This is a genomic window from Candidatus Binatia bacterium, from assembly GCA_023150935.1.
Taxonomy (GTDB): Bacteria; Desulfobacterota; Binatia; order HRBIN30; family HRBIN30; genus JAKLJW01.
The window spans coordinates 63,553-81,178 of record JAKLJW010000001.1 but is presented as its reverse complement, the minus strand read 5'-3'; the positions used below and the strand labels follow the sequence as shown (position 1 = coordinate 81,178).

Annotated in this window: 16 protein-coding genes, 1 tRNA gene and 1 pseudogene; 13 read left to right on the top strand and 5 right to left on the bottom strand. The window is 68.8% G+C overall.

Annotated elements, in window-relative coordinates:
- From devC to L6Q96_00335, 5 genes and pseudogenes are all read right to left on the bottom strand, one after another.
- Positions 1-1,191, bottom strand: a complete 1,191-nt coding sequence (gene devC, locus L6Q96_00355; protein MCK6553031.1) for an ABC transporter permease DevC — start codon at positions 1,189-1,191, stop codon at positions 1-3.
- Complete coding sequence (locus tag L6Q96_00350; protein ID MCK6553030.1) at positions 1,188-2,249, bottom strand: HlyD family efflux transporter periplasmic adaptor subunit; 1,062 nt, start codon at positions 2,247-2,249, stop codon at positions 1,188-1,190. The genes devC and L6Q96_00350 overlap by 4 nt, the downstream gene beginning before the upstream one ends.
- On the bottom strand, positions 2,246-2,644 hold the full coding sequence (locus L6Q96_00345; GenBank protein MCK6553029.1) for a hypothetical protein: 399 nt from the start codon (positions 2,642-2,644) through the stop codon (positions 2,246-2,248). The genes L6Q96_00350 and L6Q96_00345 overlap by 4 nt, the downstream gene beginning before the upstream one ends.
- Before the next feature lie 9 nt (positions 2,645-2,653).
- A pseudogene (locus L6Q96_00340) lies at positions 2,654-2,818 on the bottom strand (TetR/AcrR family transcriptional regulator).
- 178 nt (positions 2,819-2,996) lie between these two features.
- A complete protein-coding gene (locus L6Q96_00335; protein ID MCK6553028.1) occupies positions 2,997-4,214 on the bottom strand; it encodes an ATP-binding protein in 1,218 nt (405 codons plus the stop codon).
- Positions 4,215-4,738: 524 nt separating this feature from the next.
- Between L6Q96_00335 and L6Q96_00330 the strand changes: the two genes are divergently transcribed.
- The 13 genes from L6Q96_00330 to L6Q96_00270 all read left to right on the top strand — a co-directional run bounded on the left by L6Q96_00330 (position 4,739) and on the right by L6Q96_00270 (position 17,572).
- Positions 4,739-5,161 carry a putative lipoprotein gene (locus tag L6Q96_00330; GenBank protein MCK6553027.1) on the top strand — a complete coding sequence of 141 codons (423 nt, stop codon included), beginning with the start codon at positions 4,739-4,741 and terminating at the stop codon, positions 5,159-5,161.
- 16 nt (positions 5,162-5,177) lie between these two features.
- Entirely contained in the window at positions 5,178-7,049 is a 1,872-nt protein-coding gene (locus tag L6Q96_00325) for a hypothetical protein (GenBank protein ID MCK6553026.1), read from the top strand.
- On the top strand, positions 7,046-9,505 hold the full coding sequence (priA, locus tag L6Q96_00320) for a primosomal protein N' (protein MCK6553025.1): 2,460 nt from the start codon (positions 7,046-7,048) through the stop codon (positions 9,503-9,505). Before L6Q96_00325 ends, priA begins: the two co-directional genes overlap by 4 nt.
- Positions 9,506-10,079: 574 nt before the next feature.
- Positions 10,080-10,283, top strand: a complete 204-nt coding sequence (locus L6Q96_00315) for a type II toxin-antitoxin system VapB family antitoxin (protein MCK6553024.1) — start codon at positions 10,080-10,082, stop codon at positions 10,281-10,283.
- 5 nt (positions 10,284-10,288) lie between these two features.
- Positions 10,289-10,672: a PIN domain-containing protein gene (locus L6Q96_00310; GenBank protein MCK6553023.1), complete on the top strand. Its 384-nt coding sequence runs from the start codon at positions 10,289-10,291 to the stop codon at positions 10,670-10,672.
- 99 nt (positions 10,673-10,771) lie between these two features.
- Positions 10,772-11,314, top strand: a complete 543-nt coding sequence (def, locus tag L6Q96_00305; protein MCK6553022.1) for a peptide deformylase — start codon at positions 10,772-10,774, stop codon at positions 11,312-11,314.
- Positions 11,315-11,355: 41 nt separating this feature from the next.
- Positions 11,356-12,282: a methionyl-tRNA formyltransferase gene (gene fmt, locus L6Q96_00300; protein ID MCK6553021.1), complete on the top strand. Its 927-nt coding sequence runs from the start codon at positions 11,356-11,358 to the stop codon at positions 12,280-12,282.
- A complete protein-coding gene (rsmB, locus tag L6Q96_00295; protein ID MCK6553020.1) occupies positions 12,275-13,669 on the top strand; it encodes a 16S rRNA (cytosine(967)-C(5))-methyltransferase RsmB in 1,395 nt (464 codons plus the stop codon). Before fmt ends, rsmB begins: the two co-directional genes overlap by 8 nt.
- Positions 13,670-13,756: 87 nt before the next feature.
- Positions 13,757-13,830, top strand: a tRNA-Pro gene (locus tag L6Q96_00290).
- A 39-nt stretch (positions 13,831-13,869) separates the two neighbouring features.
- Positions 13,870-14,796 (top strand): SH3 domain-containing protein, encoded by a 927-nt coding sequence (locus tag L6Q96_00285; protein ID MCK6553019.1) that lies wholly within the window; start codon positions 13,870-13,872, stop codon positions 14,794-14,796.
- A 32-nt stretch (positions 14,797-14,828) separates the two neighbouring features.
- On the top strand, positions 14,829-15,410 hold the full coding sequence (plsY, locus tag L6Q96_00280) for a glycerol-3-phosphate 1-O-acyltransferase PlsY (GenBank protein MCK6553018.1): 582 nt from the start codon (positions 14,829-14,831) through the stop codon (positions 15,408-15,410).
- Positions 15,411-15,907: 497 nt separating this feature from the next.
- Complete coding sequence (locus L6Q96_00275) at positions 15,908-17,140, top strand: ammonium transporter (GenBank protein ID MCK6553017.1); 1,233 nt, start codon at positions 15,908-15,910, stop codon at positions 17,138-17,140.
- 93 nt (positions 17,141-17,233) lie between these two features.
- A complete protein-coding gene (locus L6Q96_00270) occupies positions 17,234-17,572 on the top strand; it encodes a P-II family nitrogen regulator (GenBank protein ID MCK6553016.1) in 339 nt (112 codons plus the stop codon).
- Positions 17,573-17,626 lie beyond the last annotated feature (54 nt).

Sequence of the window (17,626 nt, the reverse complement as noted above, 5' to 3'; positions counted from 1 at the left end):
TCAGAACAAGTCTGCCGGATCGGCCTCGCGCAGCTTGCGCAGCGCCAGGCCGCCGGAGAGCACGCACATCAGCAGGGTCAGGCCAAACACGGTCGCGGGCTTGCCGATCCCCAGGGTCATGGGGAGGAACGTAACTCCTTCGGTCACGCGGTAGAGCACGAAAGAGAGCAGCACACCGGGGACGTAGCCCATGACGCTCAGGATCGACGCGGCGCCGGCGACGATGCCGAGCAGGAAGCGCTGCGAATGTCCCATGGCGGCGAGGGTCGCATACTGGCCGAGATGATTGGCGATCTCGGTAAAAAGGATCTGGTACACGATCACCACGCCGACCACGAATCCCATCATCGCCCCGAGGGTGAACACGAAGCCGACGCCCGTCGACGTCTGCCAGTAATCGCGTTCGAGCCGCACCAGCTCGTCGCGCGTCACCACCGCGACGTCTTCCGGCAGCAGCCGTTGCACGGTGTCGCGCACCGCGGCGCGATCGGCGCCCGGCTTCAACAGCAGAATGCCGACGTCGATCTGAGACGGGGTGCGACCCGCGACGACGCGAAGAAAGTTCTCCTGGCTGGTCACCAGGTTGCCGTCGGCGGCAAACGACGCCCCCAGCCGGAATAACCCGCGTACCGCCACTCTGCGGTTGTTCACTTCGGCGCTCAACGCACGGCCCGCAAGCAGGGTCTCGACGACGGGGCCGAACTCCGCGTGCGAGTGCGCATCGTAGATGACCGCGTCCTCGTTCTTGAGAACCCCGAGGTTTTCCGGAACCCCGGGGAGATCGAGCAGACCGGCGGCCGGATCGATGCCGAACATCAGCGTGGGCCGGTGCCGGCCGGTCCACGGATTTCGCCAATCGACCAGGGTCACGTAAAAGTACCCGGCTCGCTCCACCTCGGGTACCGCCAGGGCCTGAAATACCCGCCGCCGGGAGAACGGCGCCATGCGCCACAGGGTCTGGCTCTGCCGGTGGACGATGAACAGATCCCCCGACATCTGGCGCTGCACGGCGGTGGCGCTGTCGAACAGCGCGTCGCGGAAGCCGAACTGCATGAGCATGAGCACCACGGCGAACACCACCCCGGCGACGCCGGCAATCAGTTTGCGCGGCTCGTGCCGGAGCTGCCGCCAGGCCAGATCCACCGGCAGCGCCGCCGCGGCCCAGCGCTGTCGACCCGCCGGCCTCGTCATCCGCCGATGACCACCTGGACCCGCATGTTGCTGAAGCGTGCCAGGCGCCGGGCTCCGTCGCCGTTCACGCGGATTCGCACTTCGACCACCCTGGCGTCGATCTCCTCGACCGGGTCGGTGCTGAGCACGTCGCGTTTGCGGACCTGCCAACCCAGATCGACCACCTCGCCGCGCAGCGCTTCGGCATCGCCGGGCACGATGACGTCGGCCTGCTGACCGACGGCAACCCGCGCCACGTCGGTTTCGTACACTTCGGCCACCACGTGCATCTCGTCGAGATTGCCGAGGTCGAGCACGCCTCGCTCGTCGATCTTCTCGCCGGGCCAGGTATGGATCTTCAACACGGTACCGTCGATCGGCGCGCGCAGTTCGGCCAGATCGAGTTCCGCCTTCGCCCGCTCCTCGGCCGCCCGCGCCTGCGCCACTTCGGCCTCGGCGACGGCCACGTCGACGCGGCGCACTTCGGCGACGCTGGCCAGCTCCTGCTCGGCGGCGCGCCGTTCGGCCTCGGCGACTGCCCAGGCGGCACGACGGCTATCGAGCTCGGTGTCGGCGACGACTTTCTTCTCGGCCAGCGCCATCGCCCTGTCCAGTTCGGCCCGCGCGTTGACCTCGGCTGCCCGCTGGCGCGCGACCCGCGCCTCGGCAGCCGCTACCTCGCCGCTCTTGGCGCCCGCTCTCACCTGCGCCAGACGCGCTTCGCTCCGCCGCAGCTCGGCCTCGGCCAGGCGCACGGCGGCGGCGCGCGAGCTGCGCCCGCTGAACCACCCCAGCACCTGACCACGCTCCACCCGTTCGCCCTCCCGCACGGCGAGCTCCGCCAGGGTAACTACCCCCTGAGATTCCGGCGCCGCCAGCCGGCGAACGCGCGAGGCAGGCTCGACTCTTCCCATGCACCCTACGCCGGTTCCGCCGCCGGCAACGCCGGCCGATCCGGTCAACGGCGCTGCCTCCAGTGCGCCCGGCGGCGTCCGCGAAAGACCGATCGTCAGCAGCAAGCCGGTGCCCACCACCGTGCCAGCCACCGCCACCCGCCGCTTCCAGGCGCCAACCTTCACGACATCTCCCCTTCCGTGCCGGCCAGCACCTTGAGCGCGCGCCGCAGTTCCTTGATCCGAGCGGGAGACAGATCGACGAGACCGAACAGCCCCCAGAACCAGAGACCGTCGAGCGCCGCCAGCACCGTTAGAGCCTGCCCCGGCGGCAGCCCATCGGCACGCGCATCCTTCAACCAGCCCCGGTACGCCTGGCGCACCGGCGCCAGCAGCGCCGGCCGGGTCGCCACCGCGGCCAGCAGACCAGCCGCCATCCGCCGCTCGCGCTCCGGCGGCCGCGCCGACTGGGCGAAGGCCGCCCGCAGCACCGCCCGAGAAAAGCGTCCCGGGCCCGCCGCCTCGGCCCGCAGCGCCGCATCGAGGCCAGCCAGGTGATTGCGCAGGTGCCGCTCGATCATCGCCTCGATGAGCCGCTCCTTCGACGGGAAGTGGTAGAGCAGGCCGCCCTTGCTGACCCGCGCTTCGGCCGCCACCCGGTCCAGAGTGAGGGTGCCCACCCCGTCGCGGCGCACCAGCGCCTCGGCCGCGTCGAGCAGCTTGTCACGCGCGTTCCCGTTGCGGCCTCGTCTCATGGCCACAGCGACTATACCGGCCAGACGGTACAGTCAACGGGGTATCGCACGGGACCGGAAGCGCAGCGGCTCCGCGGTCGCCCGGGCGCCGCCGGCTAACGCCCGGGGGTCCCCCGCCGATATGCGCCCGGGCCGGTCCGGCGATTCGTCCACATCGACGCCCCGCCCCCGGTGAAGGTTATTGCCAGTCTAGGTTCTGGATGTCGCGCCACGAGGTGACGGCGACGTGTTCGCGCCGGGAGGTGTCGGTGCCGCCGTACACGAATCGCAGATCGAGCGCGCGATGTTCGCCGCTGACGTGCAGGGCTTCGGCAAGTCGATGGAGCGGCCGCAACATGTCACCGGCGATCGTGGCGCCGGATTTCGCTTCGAGCAGAGCCACGGAGTTCTTCAGCTCGACCAGCAGGTCGACCTCGAGGCGTTTGGCGTCGCGGTAGTGCGCCAGTTGCGGTGTGAGGCCCCGGTGTGCGCGTGCCTTGTATACCTCGGCGGCGGCCCAGCTTTCAAAGATGGCACCCCGCTGCGGGTGGTGGCGGAGTTGCTCCGGGTCGCGGATGCCCAGCAGGTGACAGACCAGGCCGGAGTCGAGGAAGTGCAGCTTGGGCGCCTTCACCATCTGTTTGCGCACGTTGCGGTGCCAGGCGGGAATCCGGGTACAGAGGAAGCTCGCCTCGAGCACGGAGAGCCAGGCGCGCGCCGTGTTGTGCGCGACGCCCGCATCGCCCCCGAGCGCGCTCAGGTTGATCTCCTGGGCCGTGCGGCCGGCCGCAAGGCCCAGGAACGTCGTGAACGAGGCCAGATCGCCGATGTTCAGCACCTGGCGGACGTCTCGCTGCACGTAGGTGGTGAGATAGTCGGCGAGCCAGCGGTCGGCGGGAATGCCGCGGTCGTGGATACGGGGGTAGGCGCCCATCCACAGCGTGGCGAGGAGATCGTCCGGCGGCTGCGGAAACCGGCGCAGTTCGTCGAGGCTCGGCGGAAGAAGATGAAGAACACCGGTTCGCCCCGCCAGCGATTCGGCGATGGTCTGAGTGAGGCCGAAGTGCTGCGAGCCCGTGAGCACGAAGCGACCCGGCTCGGGGTGCTCGTCGACTTCGACCTGGAGGTAGCTGAGTAGACCGGGCACGTGCTGCACCTCGTCGAAGACGGCACCGGCGGCATGTTCGGCGAGAAAGCCGCGCGGGTCGGCGGTCGCGGCCTCGCGCACGTCGAGTGGTTCGAGCGAAACGTACGGCTTGTCGGGGAAGACGGCGCGGCAGAGGGTCGTTTTGCCGGCCTGCCGCGGGCCGGTGACCGTGACGACGGGGTAGAGTCCGGCGAGATTACGCAGAGGAGTCGCAAGGTTGCGTTCGATCACGCCCTTCGGGTACCGAGCCGGGCACGCCTTGTCAACCACGATGCCAATCTATGCCATGGGTGAGGGTGGGACCGTGCGCCGACTTGGACCCACCCCCCCGGCCGAAGCGTCCGAATTGGCGCACCACGCCGGTGGTGCGGGCAGAGCAGCGCGAAACTGCAGGTATCGTCAGCCATCATCGCCTCCGTCGCCCCGCCCTCTGCTTCGAAAATCGGCGTGGGTGGGGCGGGGACCGGGCAGCCATCGGGGTCGGCGTCGGTATCGGCGTCGGTATCCATCCGATTCCCTCGATCCCGATAGCGATTCCGACCCCGACTGCGCAGAGGGGACCGCCTTTTCATCGTCTTGAGACGACCGCCAGGTCGTGGGCACTCCCGCCGGGAAAGGAACCTGACTTCGTGGCGGGGTCCTGTTGCCGTTGCGCGGGCGCCTTCCGTGTCCGGCGAGACGAGACCGGGGTAACGATCGGGGCCGCGCGGGCAGGCTGGACCCCACCCCCGGAGCGGCGTAAGGTCGAAGCCGGGGGCAACGCGGACGCCGGTCCGCCGACGAAAGGAGCGACCGTGAATCGTTGGCTCATCCTGACCCTCGCCTGCGGGCTGACGTTGCCCGCCGGCGCGTGCTCGTTCATCGACAGTTCGGTGAGTAGCTCCGACTCGATCGCCAGCAGCTCCTCGTCGTTCTCGAGCTCCTCGCCCACAAGCCGCGAAACCGCCTACCGTGACGACGTGCGCGACTACACCTACGCGTACGTCATTTCCGGCGGCGATCCGACGGTCTTTCAGACCCGGCTCGCCGCCATTGCCGAGCAGCACGGCATCACCAACTGGGAGGCGAACACGGCGACCTACGTCGGCATCGGGCAGGGCCTCGGGAAGGCCAAAGTGAAACCGGTGGAGCTCGATGCGTTCAAGCAGAATCTCTCTCACGGCGATCCCGCAAAGGCACAGGAGATCCAGCGCGGCTACGAGCAGATGGCCAGATAAGGAACGGGTGGCCGCCGTGGTGCGCGCGCTCGTCCTGCTCTTACCGCTCGCCGGCACCGTGGCGGCGGCCGCCCCGCCGGTCGACTACCTGTACGTGGACGCCAACGAAGGCTCCTCGGCGGGCGGCCACACGGCGATCCGGTTCGGGGCCGAAACGTTCCACTTCCAGCATCATCCGGGCGGCGCCCTGCGCATCCACCGCGACGATTCTCAACGCTTCCTGCACGACTACAGCCGCTTGCAGAACCGCACCGTACGCGCCACCCACATTCGCGTCAGCGACGACACCTATGCTCTCCTGCGCGACACCTTCCTCAGACACACCCTCGCCCAGGACAGTCAGTTCGAGCTGCACGCCGATCTGCGGCGCAACATCGAGGTGCTGGACGCGCTGGCCGGACAGCCGATCGGCCGCGACGCCCCGCCCGGCGCAGTGCCGGTACGCGGCGCCGGCCTGTTCGATACGGCCGGCACGCACCACTCCGCCGTTCTGGTCGCCCTGCGCGAACGGGTCGCCGCCGACCACGGCCCCGCGGCGCTGTCGACCGCGCGCCGCGCGGTCGACGAGGCTATCGCCCGCCTCGTTCCGGCGGTCACTCTGCCCGGTGACCTACCGGCGCCCGAGATCGTACCTGCGGCGCCACCGACCTTCGCCGCCACGTATCTCGATCTGCTCGCCACACGTGTGGCGTTGACGATCCTCGCCACCGCGCCACCGCTGCGGTCCGGCGTGGTTCGCGACGTCGCTGCGCCGGCTCTTCGCCTCGACCACTCGCAAAGCGAGGCGCTCCGGGTTTTCGCCGGCCGCCTGACCGCCGAGCTCGCCGCGCTGGTCACCTCCCAACGCCCGGACCGCGGCTTTGCCCTGCTCCTCGGCATGGCCCGCCTCGAAGCGCTCGCGCGCAGTGTCAGTAGCAGCAGGCTCGTCGTGCTCGACGCCTTCTCGCCCGCCGCGCCGGCGTTCCGCGCCGACGACCTCGCACGGCGCGAGGACGTGCTCGCCGAGCTGCTCGCTGAAGCCGGCGAGCAGCTCTCCGCACAGCGCGCACAGCTCGCCGCGCCGCTCGACGAGGCGGGCTACGCGAACCTCGAAGCGGCGGCGAACCGCTGGTTGGAGTTGCACCGCGCCGCACACGAACATGCCGACCTGCGGGTTCAGAGCGGCCGCCTCTTGCCGGCGCACCCCGGCTGGGTCGGCGACCTGCCCCGCCCCGCCCTCGATCCCGCAGCCCTGCCAGCGACAAGGGAACATGCCGCCGAGGTGGCAGACCAGTACGGGACGCGGCTGGTTGCGGCTTATCGCTACAACCTCCTGACCAACAACTGCGTCTCGGCGATCTTCGCCACGATCGACCGGGCACTCGCCGGTGCCGGGGCTGGCGAGGAGGTGGGCATCGCTTCGGCCCGGCTCCTCGGTGGGCACCTACGCATGGCCGGGACTGCCAACTTCATCCCGTTCGTCTCCGCCGCCGCCGTCGCCGCAACGTACCGAGTCGACGGCACCACGGTCACGCTGCCGTACCGCCGCCTGCGCATCGACGAGATGCTCGCCCGCGAGCCGGCGTGGCTCGTTCACCTGCGCGAGAGCAACCGACTGACGTCGACCCTGCACCCCGGCGGCGACGACGACTCGGCGTTCCTCTTCTTCACCGACGGCGCACCGTGGTTGCGGCCCCTGTTCGGAGCCGCCAACCTCGTCGCCGGCACACTTACCGCAGCGGCCGGCCTGCTTACCGCACCCTTCGACGCCGGCAAACGCCTGCGGGCCGGCCTCCACGGGGTCGTTTTCAGCGCCCCCGAGCTTGCGTTCCTCAATCTCCGCAAGGGCACCTTTCCCCACGTGCCGCGCGCATATAGGGTCGGATTTCCGAGCCGTCCGACCTTATGAGCGAGCAAGGCACGCCCCCGGACGACCGGGCCCCGGTATGCCGCGTGGCCATTGTGCCGGCCGCCGGAAGGACCGAGCCGCTCGACTACGCCATCGACCCGCCACTGCGCGGCAAGGTACGGCCGGGCATGCGCGTTCTCGTGCCGCTCGGCGCGCGGCGCAGCCTCGGCATCGTCACCGATCTCCTCGACGCCTCTCAACATCCGCGATTGCGCAGCGTAATCGAGACGGTCGACTCAGAACCGGTCTTCGACGACAAGCGGCTGCTGCTGTGCCGCTGGATCGCCGATTACTACCTCTGCCCGCTCGCCGAGGTGTTCGGCGCGGCCCTCCCGGGAAGTCTCCGGGTCGGTGTCCAGCGCCTGCTCGTCGTGTCGACCGACGGCCGCGATCCGGCGACGCTGCCCGCGGACGCCCGGGCGGTAATCGACCACCTCTGCACCCGGGGACCGGCGAGCATGGAGGCGCTTGCCGAGCATTGTGGCGGCGCGACCGCGAAGTTGATCGCCCATCTGCGACGCGGCGGCTGGGTTCGCGTCGAAGAGCGCCTCGAACCGACTGCGGGACCGACGCGGCGGCTGCGTTTCTACCGGGTCACTGCCGATCTCGATGCCGACACCGCGCAGCGCATGCAGCGTTCGCAACCGGGCCGCTACGCGATCTACGCGTACCTGCACCGGCATCCGCTCGGCCGCGCGGCAACGGCCGAATTGAACGCCAGCTTCCCCAACGCTGCCGCCAAACTGCGCGCCCTGATCGCAGCCCGCCTCGTGGCAGCAATCGACGAAGAGGTGTATCGGGAGGTGCTGCCGGAAGCCCCGCCGGCGGACCGGCCGGTGACCCTTACCGCCCCGCAGGCGGAAGCCGTCGACACGATAAGCGCCGTTATCGGCCGCGCGTATCAGCCGTTTCTGCTGTGGGGCGTGACCGGTAGCGGCAAGACCGAGGTGTACCTGCGCTCTGTCGCGCGCTGCCTCGACGCCGGCCTGACGGCGCTGGCACTGGTGCCCGAAATCTCGCTCACCCACCAGCTCGTGGCGCGCCTGCGGGCGCGCTTCGGAAACCGCGTCGCGGTCCTGCACAGCGCGCTCAGCGAGGGCGAACGGTGGGACGAGTGGCGCAAGATTCAGCGCGGCGAGGTCGAAATTGTCGTCGGCGCCAGATCGGCCGTCTTCGCTCCGCTGCCACGCCTCGGACTCGTCGTCGTCGACGAGGAACACGATTCCGCTTACAAACAGGACGACGGCATTCGCTACAACGGGCGGGACGTCGCGGTGGTGCGCGCCCGCCTCAGCGGCTGCCCGATCGTTCTCGGTTCGGCCACCCCGGCCATCGAGACCTTCCACAACGGCCGCAGCGGACGCTACGCGGTGCTCGAGTTGCCGGCCCGGGTCGCCGCGCGGCCACTGCCGGCGGTGGACCTGGTCGACCTCAGACGCGGCGGCAAACTCGGCCGCGTCGTGCTGGTGTCGTCACCGCTGGCCGCCGCTCTCAAGGCCAACCTCGCGGTGCGCGGACAGAGCCTGCTCTTTCTCAACCGCCGCGGTTTCGCGAACTTCTTGCAGTGTGTCCAGTGCGGCGATGCCCTCGCCTGTCCGAACTGCAGCGTCACGTTGACCTGGCACCGGCGCCGCCAGGCGCTGCGTTGCCATCATTGCGACCACACCATCCCACCGCCGACGTCGTGCCCGTCGTGCGGCGGACTGAGCCTGTCGGCATGGGGGGCGGGAACCGAGCAGGTCGAGGCCGCCCTCCGCGCGCTGGTGCCCGGAGCGCGTGTCGGCCGCATGGACCGCGACACCACCGCCCGCAAAGGCTCGCAGCAGCGCATCCTGGAGGCGTGGGAACGCCAGGAGTACGACATCCTGGTCGGCACCCAGATGATCACCAAGGGACACGACATCCCGGGCGTAACTTTGGTCGGCGTGCTGCTTGCCGACCAGGCGTTGAACTTCCCGGACTTCCGCGCCGCCGAGCGGACTTTCCAGTTGCTGACTCAGGTGGCAGGGCGCGCCGGCCGGGGCGACCGGCCGGGGCGGGTGATCGTTCAGACCCTGCAACCCGAGCACTACAGCCTGACCTGCGCGCAGCAACACGACTATGCCGGATTTGCCGAGGTCGAACTCGGCCACAGGCGGGAACTCGGCTATCCCCCGTTCTCGCGTTTCGTTCTCATCCGCTGCGAAGGTGCGAACCCGCAGGCCACGGAAGCGGTGGCGCGCGCCTGCGCCGAGCACGCGCGTCGGGTGGCGGGCAACGGCGCCGACGTCCTCGGCCCTACCCCCGCACCGATCGAACGGCTGCGCGGCCGGCAGCGCTGGCATCTGCTGATCCGCAGCCGCACCAGCACCGCGGCCCGCCGCGCCGCGGCGGCCGCCCGCGAAGCGAGCAGCAAGAAAGCCCGCAGCGCGGACGTCCGCGTGCTCGTCGATGTGGATCCATATGCGATGCTTTGAGGGGCGTGGAGGCCTGGGGGGGTGTTGTTAGAACGGTCGTCGGTGGTTGTTCGTCATTCGGCGCGGGCTACCGCCCGCAACCCATTGCGGATTGCGGAATGCGGATTGCGGAACTCATGAATCCGTCTTCCGCAATCCGAAATCCGCATTCCGAAATTCTTCGCACCATGCGATCAAACGCGGAATTCGTAAATCAGCGCGGGCTACCGCCCGCCGCCCAAAGCGAACAACCAGCCCGTTCGCCCCGAGTAGGAGCCCTTCCCCTGGGCTCCGTATCGAGGGGCGCGCCCCTGCCGAGCCTGTCCCTCGCTACGCCCTCGATACGCCGCCCGAGAAGACGGCTGCTACTCGGGACGAACGGCAGGGCACAGCCGTTCCATGGCCTGAAGATTTCTTCGCACCGCGCGCGCAAACGCGGAAATCGTAATTCGGGGGAACACCCGGGGCTTAAGGCTGACCGCTGACGGCTCGGATCCCGGTGACTTCGGAGCTTGGAGGTCGGACTGGCCGGCATCCTGCCCGCGGGCCGGATGCCGGCCTTGCATATGATACATGCGAATCGTATGCAGGAGCCATGCGAACGACCGTCGATCTCCCCGAGGACTTGATGGAGGAAGCGCGCCGCCTCTGGCACTTCCGCACGAAACAGGAGACGCTGACTGCCGCGCTTCAGGAGCTCGTGCGCAAGGCCCATCGGGAGGCACTGCGGAGCCTCGCCGGCAAAGTCGACCTCGACGTCGACCTGGCGCGTTCGCGTGGTAAGCGAGGCAAGCGTTGAGCGACATGCTCGTCGACAGCTCCGCGTGGATCGCCTTCTTGCGCGGGGACCGCGACGCCGTCGACCGCATCGACCCGCTCTTGGCGGAGGACCGGGCGGCCATAACGCCGATGATTGCAGCCGAAGTCACGTCCGGCGCGCGGACCAGGGCACTCTTCGACGAGCTAACGACACGCTTCGCGGCCCTGCCCAGCCTCGCCGAACCCACGCGGGTCTGGCCTCGAATTGCCGAGCTCCGCTTCTCGCTGGCCCGCCGCGGGTTCCAAACCCACCTCGTCGACCTGGCCATAGCGCTGACCGCAGCCGACGCGCGCCACACGGTAATCACCCGCGATCGCGACTTCGAAAGGATAGCCCCGGCGATCGGGCTGGAGATCGTTGTCTTCTAGGGCGCGCGACCGCAACCCCGGTGCCGGCCGGTTGACCGTGTGGCGAGTGGCCGTTACGTTCGAACTGCGCTGCTACGAACGCGGCGAACACCCGACACCATGGCACTGCGAAAAATCCTCACTTATCCCGCCGAGTCACTGAAGCGCACCGCAACGCCGGTGCAGAACATCGACGGCACGATCGCCGATTTGGTGACCGACCTGGTCGAGACCATGTACGCTGCGCCCGGGCTTGGCCTCGCGGCCCCGCAGGTGGGCGCAGCGGAGCGCGTCATCGTCATCGACATCGACGACGAGGACAAGGGCAGGCACGTCATCAAGCTCATCAATCCGGTCATCGTCGAAACCGAGGGCAGGATCGTCTGGGAGGAGGGCTGCCTGAGCGTCGTCGACTACACGGCCGACGTCACCCGGGCCAAACGCGTTCTCGTGAAGGGCTGGACGACGGACGAGCAGGAAATCGCCATCGAAGCCGAGGACCTGCTCGCGGTGGCGTTGCAACACGAGATCGACCATCTCGAAGGCAAGCTTTTCATCGACCGCATCAGCAAGCTGAAGCGCGATCTGTACCGGCGCCGTGTCAAGAAGTGGCTGCGCGAAGGCGTGCCACTCGAAACCAGGCAGGGCGCCGCCAGTATCTGAGGCGTCCGTCAACCGGGTTGAAACAGCAGATCCGTCCGCCGATGCGCATCGTGTTTTTCGGCACACCGGAGTTCGCCGTACCCTCGCTGCGTGCGCTGCTCGCCGGCACGGAGCCCGTTGTTGGCGTGGTCTGTCAACCCGATAAGCCGGCGGGACGCGGCCAGCATCTTGCGCTACCCCCCGTCAAGGCGGAAGCCCTCGCCGCCGGCCTGCCGGTGTTTCAGCCCGAGCGAGTGCGTTCCGGGGATTTCCTGCCGGCGTTACGCGAGTTGCAGCCCGATCTGATCGTCGTCGTCGCCTACGGGAAGATCCTGCCACAGGCCGTTCTCGAACTGCCGGCGCACGGCTGCATCAACGTCCACGCCTCGTTGCTGCCTCGCTATCGCGGCGCCGCGCCGATCCAGTGGGCGATCCTGCGCGGCGAGACCGTCACCGGGATCACCATCATGAGAATCGAAGAGCGGCTGGATGCCGGCGACATTCTCTTGCAGCGCAGCACCTCCATCGGCGCGGATGAAACCTACGGGGAACTCCAGACGCGGCTCGCCGAACTCGGAGCGCTGGCTCTGGTCGACGCCGTCGAGCGGCTCCGACTCGGCACTCTCGATCCGCGCCCGCAGGACGAGGCCGCCGTGACTCTCGCGCCGCTTCTCCGGAAGGCAGACGGCCGCCTCGACTGGGTGCAGCCGGCGGAACAGCTTGCTCGCGTCGTACGAGCTTTCAATCCGTGGCCGTCCGCCCACACGCTGGCGGCAGGTCGTTTGCTCAAGATACATCGCGCGCACGCGCTACCCGAGGCGATTGGCGGGCCCCCGGGACGCGTCGCCGGACTGGACGACGGTCTGCGGGTCGCGACCGGCCTCGGCACCCTGGTCCTCGATGAGGTCCAACTCGAAGGCCGCAAGCGCCTGCCGGCGTGCGAGTTCAGCCGCGGTGGCACCGTGAAGACGGGGACTATCCTTGGCTAAGTCGAGGGCGGCGGCACCGCGGCCTCCCGATGCCCGCGCCCTGGCGTGGGAAATCCTGCAACTCGTCGACGACGGCGGTTTCGCCGATGCGCTCCTCGGAACGCGGTTGGACGGTTCGGGTTTGGAGCAGCGCGATCAGGCGCTCGTCACCCGTCTCGTATACGGGACCCTCGCCTGGCAGGGGTATCTCGATCATGTGCTGTCGGCCTTCTCGCGGCGGCCCCTGACAGAACTCGATCCGCCGGTGCGTGCCGTGCTCCGCCTCGCCCTCTTTCAGGTGTGCAAGCTGGCGCGCGTGCCGGACTTTGCCGCGGTCGACACGGCGGTCGAGCTCGTCAAGCGGCACCGTGGGGGGATCGCCGCCGGCTTCGTCAACGCCGTGCTCCGGCGCGCCGTGAAGGGCTGGGCCAAGGTTGCCCTGCCGCCCGCGAGCGCCCCCGCCGCGCATCTTGCCGTCCGCTTTTCGCATCCGACGTGGCTCGTCGAGCGCTGGCTGGCCGCGTACGGCGAGGCGGAGACCGGCGCACTGCTTGCCGCCGACAACGAACCCGCCCCGACGGTCCTGCGCGTCAACGTACGCCGCGGCGACCGGGCAGCGTTGCTCGCCGAGCTGACCGGCGCGGGCTACGCGGCCGCACCGACGGCGTTCTCGCCGCTGGGTATTCGCCTCGACAATGTGGGTTCGCCGTCGCGCATTCCCGGCATCGCCGCGGGTCTGTGTTCGGTCCAGGGCGAGGCCTCGCAGCTCGTTGGCCTGCTCGCCGGCGTCGAGCCGGGGCAGCGGGTCCTCGACGCCTGCGCGGCCCCGGGCGGTAAGACAACGCATCTCGCGGAGCTGCTCGACGACCGCGGTGAACTGCTCGCCCTGGACCCCAACGCAACCGGACTTGAGCGTCTCGCCGCCCAGGCGCGTCGCCTCGGTCTCGCCGCGATCCACACGGTTCCGACCGACGCCGTCGCGTGGGTCGAAGCCCACGCTGACGCGTCGGGCGCCCCCCCCCGGTTCGATTGCGTGCTCGTCGACGCGCCGTGCACGGGACTCGGCACGTTGCGCGCGCATCCGGAGGTGCGGTGGCGGCGAACGCCGGACGACGTTGCGGCACTCGCCGTTCTGCAACGCCGGCTCCTGGAACGTCTGGCCGACTGTGTCCGCCCCGGCGGCACTCTCGTGTACGCCACCTGCACCCTGTCGGCGGAGGAGAACGAGGACAACGTAACGGCCTTCCTCCGCGAACGATCCGAGTTCGCCATCGACGACGCCCGCCGGGTCCTGCCGGCCGGGGCAGCGGAACTCGTCAGTGGCGACGGCATCCTGCGCACCTTCCCGCACCGGCACGGACTCGACGGATTCTTCGCCGTCCGGCTCGTGCGGCACGCCGCGACGTAATCCGAGGTTTGGTTGCAATTTCACTTCCGTATGTTAAGCAGCGGCTTCCGGTCGAATTGGGGCCGGTTCAACTGCACGATCGAGCGCCGGGGTGTAGCTCAGACTGGTAGAGCGCACGGTTCGGGACCGTGAGGTCGCTGGTTCAAGTCCAGTCACCCCGACTTCGCTCCTCGCATGGCCGGCGGCAGGGGGAGTGGCGAGTGGAGCAGAAGACACCCGGAAGAGCGCGGCGCATCGTCGGCCGGTGGGTGCCGGCCGTGGCACGGAAGAGCCGAAGGCTGGCCGGGCTGGTGTTGTTTATCGGGTGGGCCGTATCGGGCATCGGTTTCCCGGGCGTGCCCACCGCCGCGGCCCAGACCAACACGGTCGCCGTGGTGGGTGCCGACCGACTGGCATTGCGCCGCGGCCCCGGCAAACAGTTCCCTCCCTTCGACTCGCTGAAGGCCGGCAGCCGCGTCGAGATCGAGGAGATCGAGGGCGAGTGGGCTCGGGTGATCACCCCGGGCGGCCAGCGCGGCTACGTACACAGTAACTTCCTGCAGATTCCGGGCGAGCCACGCCCGGCGGCAGCCGCGACGGTCGACAGTCCCCGGCCCGCGCCGACCGCAACCGCGGCCCGTCCCACGGAACGTAAGCGCCCGCCGACATCGAGTCCGACCCGGACCCCGAGAAAGCGGGCGACCCCGACTCCGAGTTCGACGGTGACGCGTCAACCGGACCCGGCCCTGGCCACCGCAACCGCGATCGGCGACCGCAACCGACAACTGACGGACGAGTTGAGTGCCCTGAGCGCCCGCAACGCGGGTCTCGAGAGGGATCTGCGGGTGGCGCTCGACGCCCTGGCAGCCACCCGCGCCGGCGGGGCAACCGTGGCTACGCCCGCCGCAGGCGACGTATCCGCGGAGCTGACCCGTCTGACCGCCGCGGTCGACGACCTGCAGAAGCAGCTCAAGGATCGGGCGGGACGCGCGTCCCCGGGTGCGTCCGCGACGGCGGCCGATGCGCGTCAGGGGCTCAGCGGCGCTACCGTAGGCGCGGGCGTGCTAGGGATCGCCGTCGGGTGGCTGCTTGGGACGTTGCTGGGGCGCCGTACCGACCGCTCGCGGCGCGCACGCATTCGATTCTAAACCCCATCGGGAAGGCATTTCCGCCGATTAGCGTGTTTACCGCCCTGGCTGTCGCGATCGGCTACTTGATCGGGTCCATACCGAGCGGGGTACTGTTTGCCCGCGCCTCCGGGGTCGACCTGCGAGGAAGCGGCAGCGGCAATATCGGCGCCACCAATGTAGCGCGGACGGTCGGCGCGCGGGCGGGCGTGCTCACACTCGCGGCCGACGTTCTCAAAGGCCTGCTCCCCGCCTATGCGGCCCAGATGGCCGGCGCCGAAGCCGCGCCGGTGGGGCTCGCCACCGTGATCGGCCATATCTATCCCGTCTTCGCCCGGTTCCGCGGCGGCAAGGGCGTGGCAACCGCGTTCGGCGCCTTCCTCGCCCTCGCCCCTCTGGCCGTGCTGCCCGCTCTGCTCGGCTTCGTCGTCGTTGCGGCGTCGACCCGCTACGTGTCAGCCGCCTCGCTGACGGCGGCGTTCGTTCTCCCGGTCGCCTGTGCGCTGATCGGCTACGGGCCAAACGTCACCGGCGCCGCCGTTGTCGCTGCCGTGGTGGTCGGAGTCCGCCACCGTGACAACCTAGAACGCCTGTGGGCCGGCACGGAACCGCGATTTCGCGTCGCACGACGCTGATTTACGATTTCCAAGTTTGCGCGCACGGCGCGAAGAATTCGGATGGGGAGGGCGAGGCTCCAGCCGAGCCGCGGCAGTCCGATGACGGCTCGGCAAGAGCCTCGCCCCCCAAAGGCATGCCTGGTCAGGCCATGGGTTGCGGGCGCCCGGCGGTGGAGCGGGAGGGCAGGACCGGAGGAGAGCGTTCTGCCCGCCCAACGCGCACTGCCCGGGGTTTCGGCAGCAGCGGGAGGCGCAACCGAAGGGGTCTCGGCCCGGTCTGCCCGGTTGCAGACGGTCGCGCGCTGGCATCTTCGTTGCTCTGTAATCCGCCGACGAGCGCGTTTTGCCCGGCGGGTCGGGTGTACGGCGGGCCCGTTGGTTAATCGAAAAAACGCGACGAGCATACCAGCCGAGGGACGATTATGCGGACGAACCAGATTTGGCGTGTGGGTGTGCCTGCGGTAGCGGCACTGCTTGGAACGGTGAGCGCGGCACTGGCCGAGGACGGGCCGAAGATCGATACCGGCGATACCGCGTGGATGCTGGTGTCGTCGGCCATGGTGCTGTTGATGACGGCGCCCGGACTGGCCTTGTTTTACGGCGGACTGGTACGGCGCAAGAACGGTCTGGCCACGATCATGCAGAGTTTCGTGCTCGTGGCGGTGATCAGCGTGCAGTGGGCGTTGTACGGGTACTCGCTCGCCTTCGGCACGGATCACGGTGGCCTGATCGGCGGATTCGACTTCGTCGGTCTGAACGGTGTGGGCGCCGAACCCAACGGCGATTACGCGCCGACCATTCCGCACACGGCGTTCATGGTGTTCCAGTGCATGTTCGCGATCATCACCCCCGCACTGATCACGGGTGCGTTCGCCGAACGAATGAAGTTCAGTGCTTTCCTGGCCTTCAGCGTACTGTGGGCAACGCTCATCTACGATCCCCTGGCCCACTGGGTCTGGGGTAAGGGCGGGTGGATGGGTTTGCTCGGCGGCATTGGCGCGCTCGACTTCGCCGGCGGTACGGTGGTGCACATCAGCTCCGGTATTTCCGCCCTGGCCGCGGCTCTGGTCATGGGCAAGCGACTCGGCTATCCCCACGAAGCCATGCCGCCGCACAACCTGCCGTTCTCGGTCATCGGCGCCGGGCTGCTGTGGTTCGGCTGGTTCGGTTTCAATGCGGGCAGCGCTCTCGGCGCCAACGGTCTGGCGGCCAGCGCCTTTGTGGTCACCAATCTCGGGGCGGCGGCGGCGACATTGAGCTGGATGGTCGCGGAGTGGGCGCATCACGGCAAGCCGACGGTCCTCGGCGCCGCCTCGGGCGCCGTGGCCGGATTGGTGGCCATCACGCCGGCGGCGGGTTTCGTCGGACCGATGGCGGCCCTGATAATCGGGGCCATCGGCGGGGCGATCTGCTACACCGCGGTCAACGTCAAGCGCCGCTTCGGTTACGACGACTCGCTCGACGTCGTGGGGGTACACTTCGTTGGTGGAACCACAGGGGCGATTCTCACCGGGGTCTTCGCCTCCGTAGCGGTCAATTCCGCCGGCGCCGACGGTCTTCTGTACGGCAACCCGGGCCAACTCGGTATTCAGCTCGTCGCCACCGCGGCCAGTATCGTGTACTCGTTTGTCGGGGCGTTCGTGCTTCTCAAGCTCGTCGATGCGACGATCGGACTGCGCGTCGACGAGGAAGACGAAGTGGTCGGCCTCGACCTTTCCCAGCACGGGGAGAATGCCTACACGCTTTGAGGGCGACACGCTTTACACGGCCGGACGACTGGCATATCTGACACGCAATTCCCGGCCCGCAGCGCCGGCGCGGCGGTAGTCGAAGGAGGCAACATGAAAAAGGTCGAAGCCATCATCAAGCCGTTCAAGCTCGACGAGGTGAAGGACAGCTTGAGCAGCATCGGCATTCAGGGAATCACCGTAAGCGAGGTGAAAGGATTCGGACGCCAGAAGGGTCACACAGAGCTGTATCGGGGCGCCGAGTACGTCGTCGATTTCCTGCCCAAGGTGAAGCTCGAGATAATCGTCAAGGACGACCAGGTCGCCGCGGTCGTCGAGGCTATCCTGAAGTCGGCTAAGACAGGGCGCATCGGCGACGGCAAGATCTTCGTCGTGCCCATCGAGGAGGTCGTTCGCATTCGCACGGGCGAACGCGGATCGGATGCCATCTAAGCGCAGGAGCAAGGGGGACGTCGCCGGTGCGACAGAGCGCCCCACAACAGAGCG

Excerpts from the sequence above, each read along its gene's own strand:
- fmt (MCK6553021.1), top strand. The coding sequence starts at position 11,356 with ATGCGCATCGTGTTTTTCGGCACACCGGAGTTCGCCGTACCCTCGCTG.
- L6Q96_00315 (MCK6553024.1), top strand. The coding sequence starts at position 10,080 with ATGCGAACGACCGTCGATCTCCCCGAGGACTTGATGGAGGAAGCGCGC.
- L6Q96_00310 (MCK6553023.1), top strand. The coding sequence starts at position 10,289 with ATGCTCGTCGACAGCTCCGCGTGGATCGCCTTCTTGCGCGGGGACCGC.
- priA (MCK6553025.1), top strand. The coding sequence starts at position 7,046 with ATGAGCGAGCAAGGCACGCCCCCGGACGACCGGGCCCCGGTATGCCGC.
- def (MCK6553022.1), top strand. The coding sequence starts at position 10,772 with ATGGCACTGCGAAAAATCCTCACTTATCCCGCCGAGTCACTGAAGCGC.
- L6Q96_00270 (MCK6553016.1), top strand. The coding sequence starts at position 17,234 with ATGAAAAAGGTCGAAGCCATCATCAAGCCGTTCAAGCTCGACGAGGTG.
- L6Q96_00345 (MCK6553029.1), bottom strand. The coding sequence starts at position 2,644 with ATGATCGAGCGGCACCTGCGCAATCACCTGGCTGGCCTCGATGCGGCG.
- devC (MCK6553031.1), bottom strand. The coding sequence starts at position 1,191 with ATGACGAGGCCGGCGGGTCGACAGCGCTGGGCCGCGGCGGCGCTGCCG.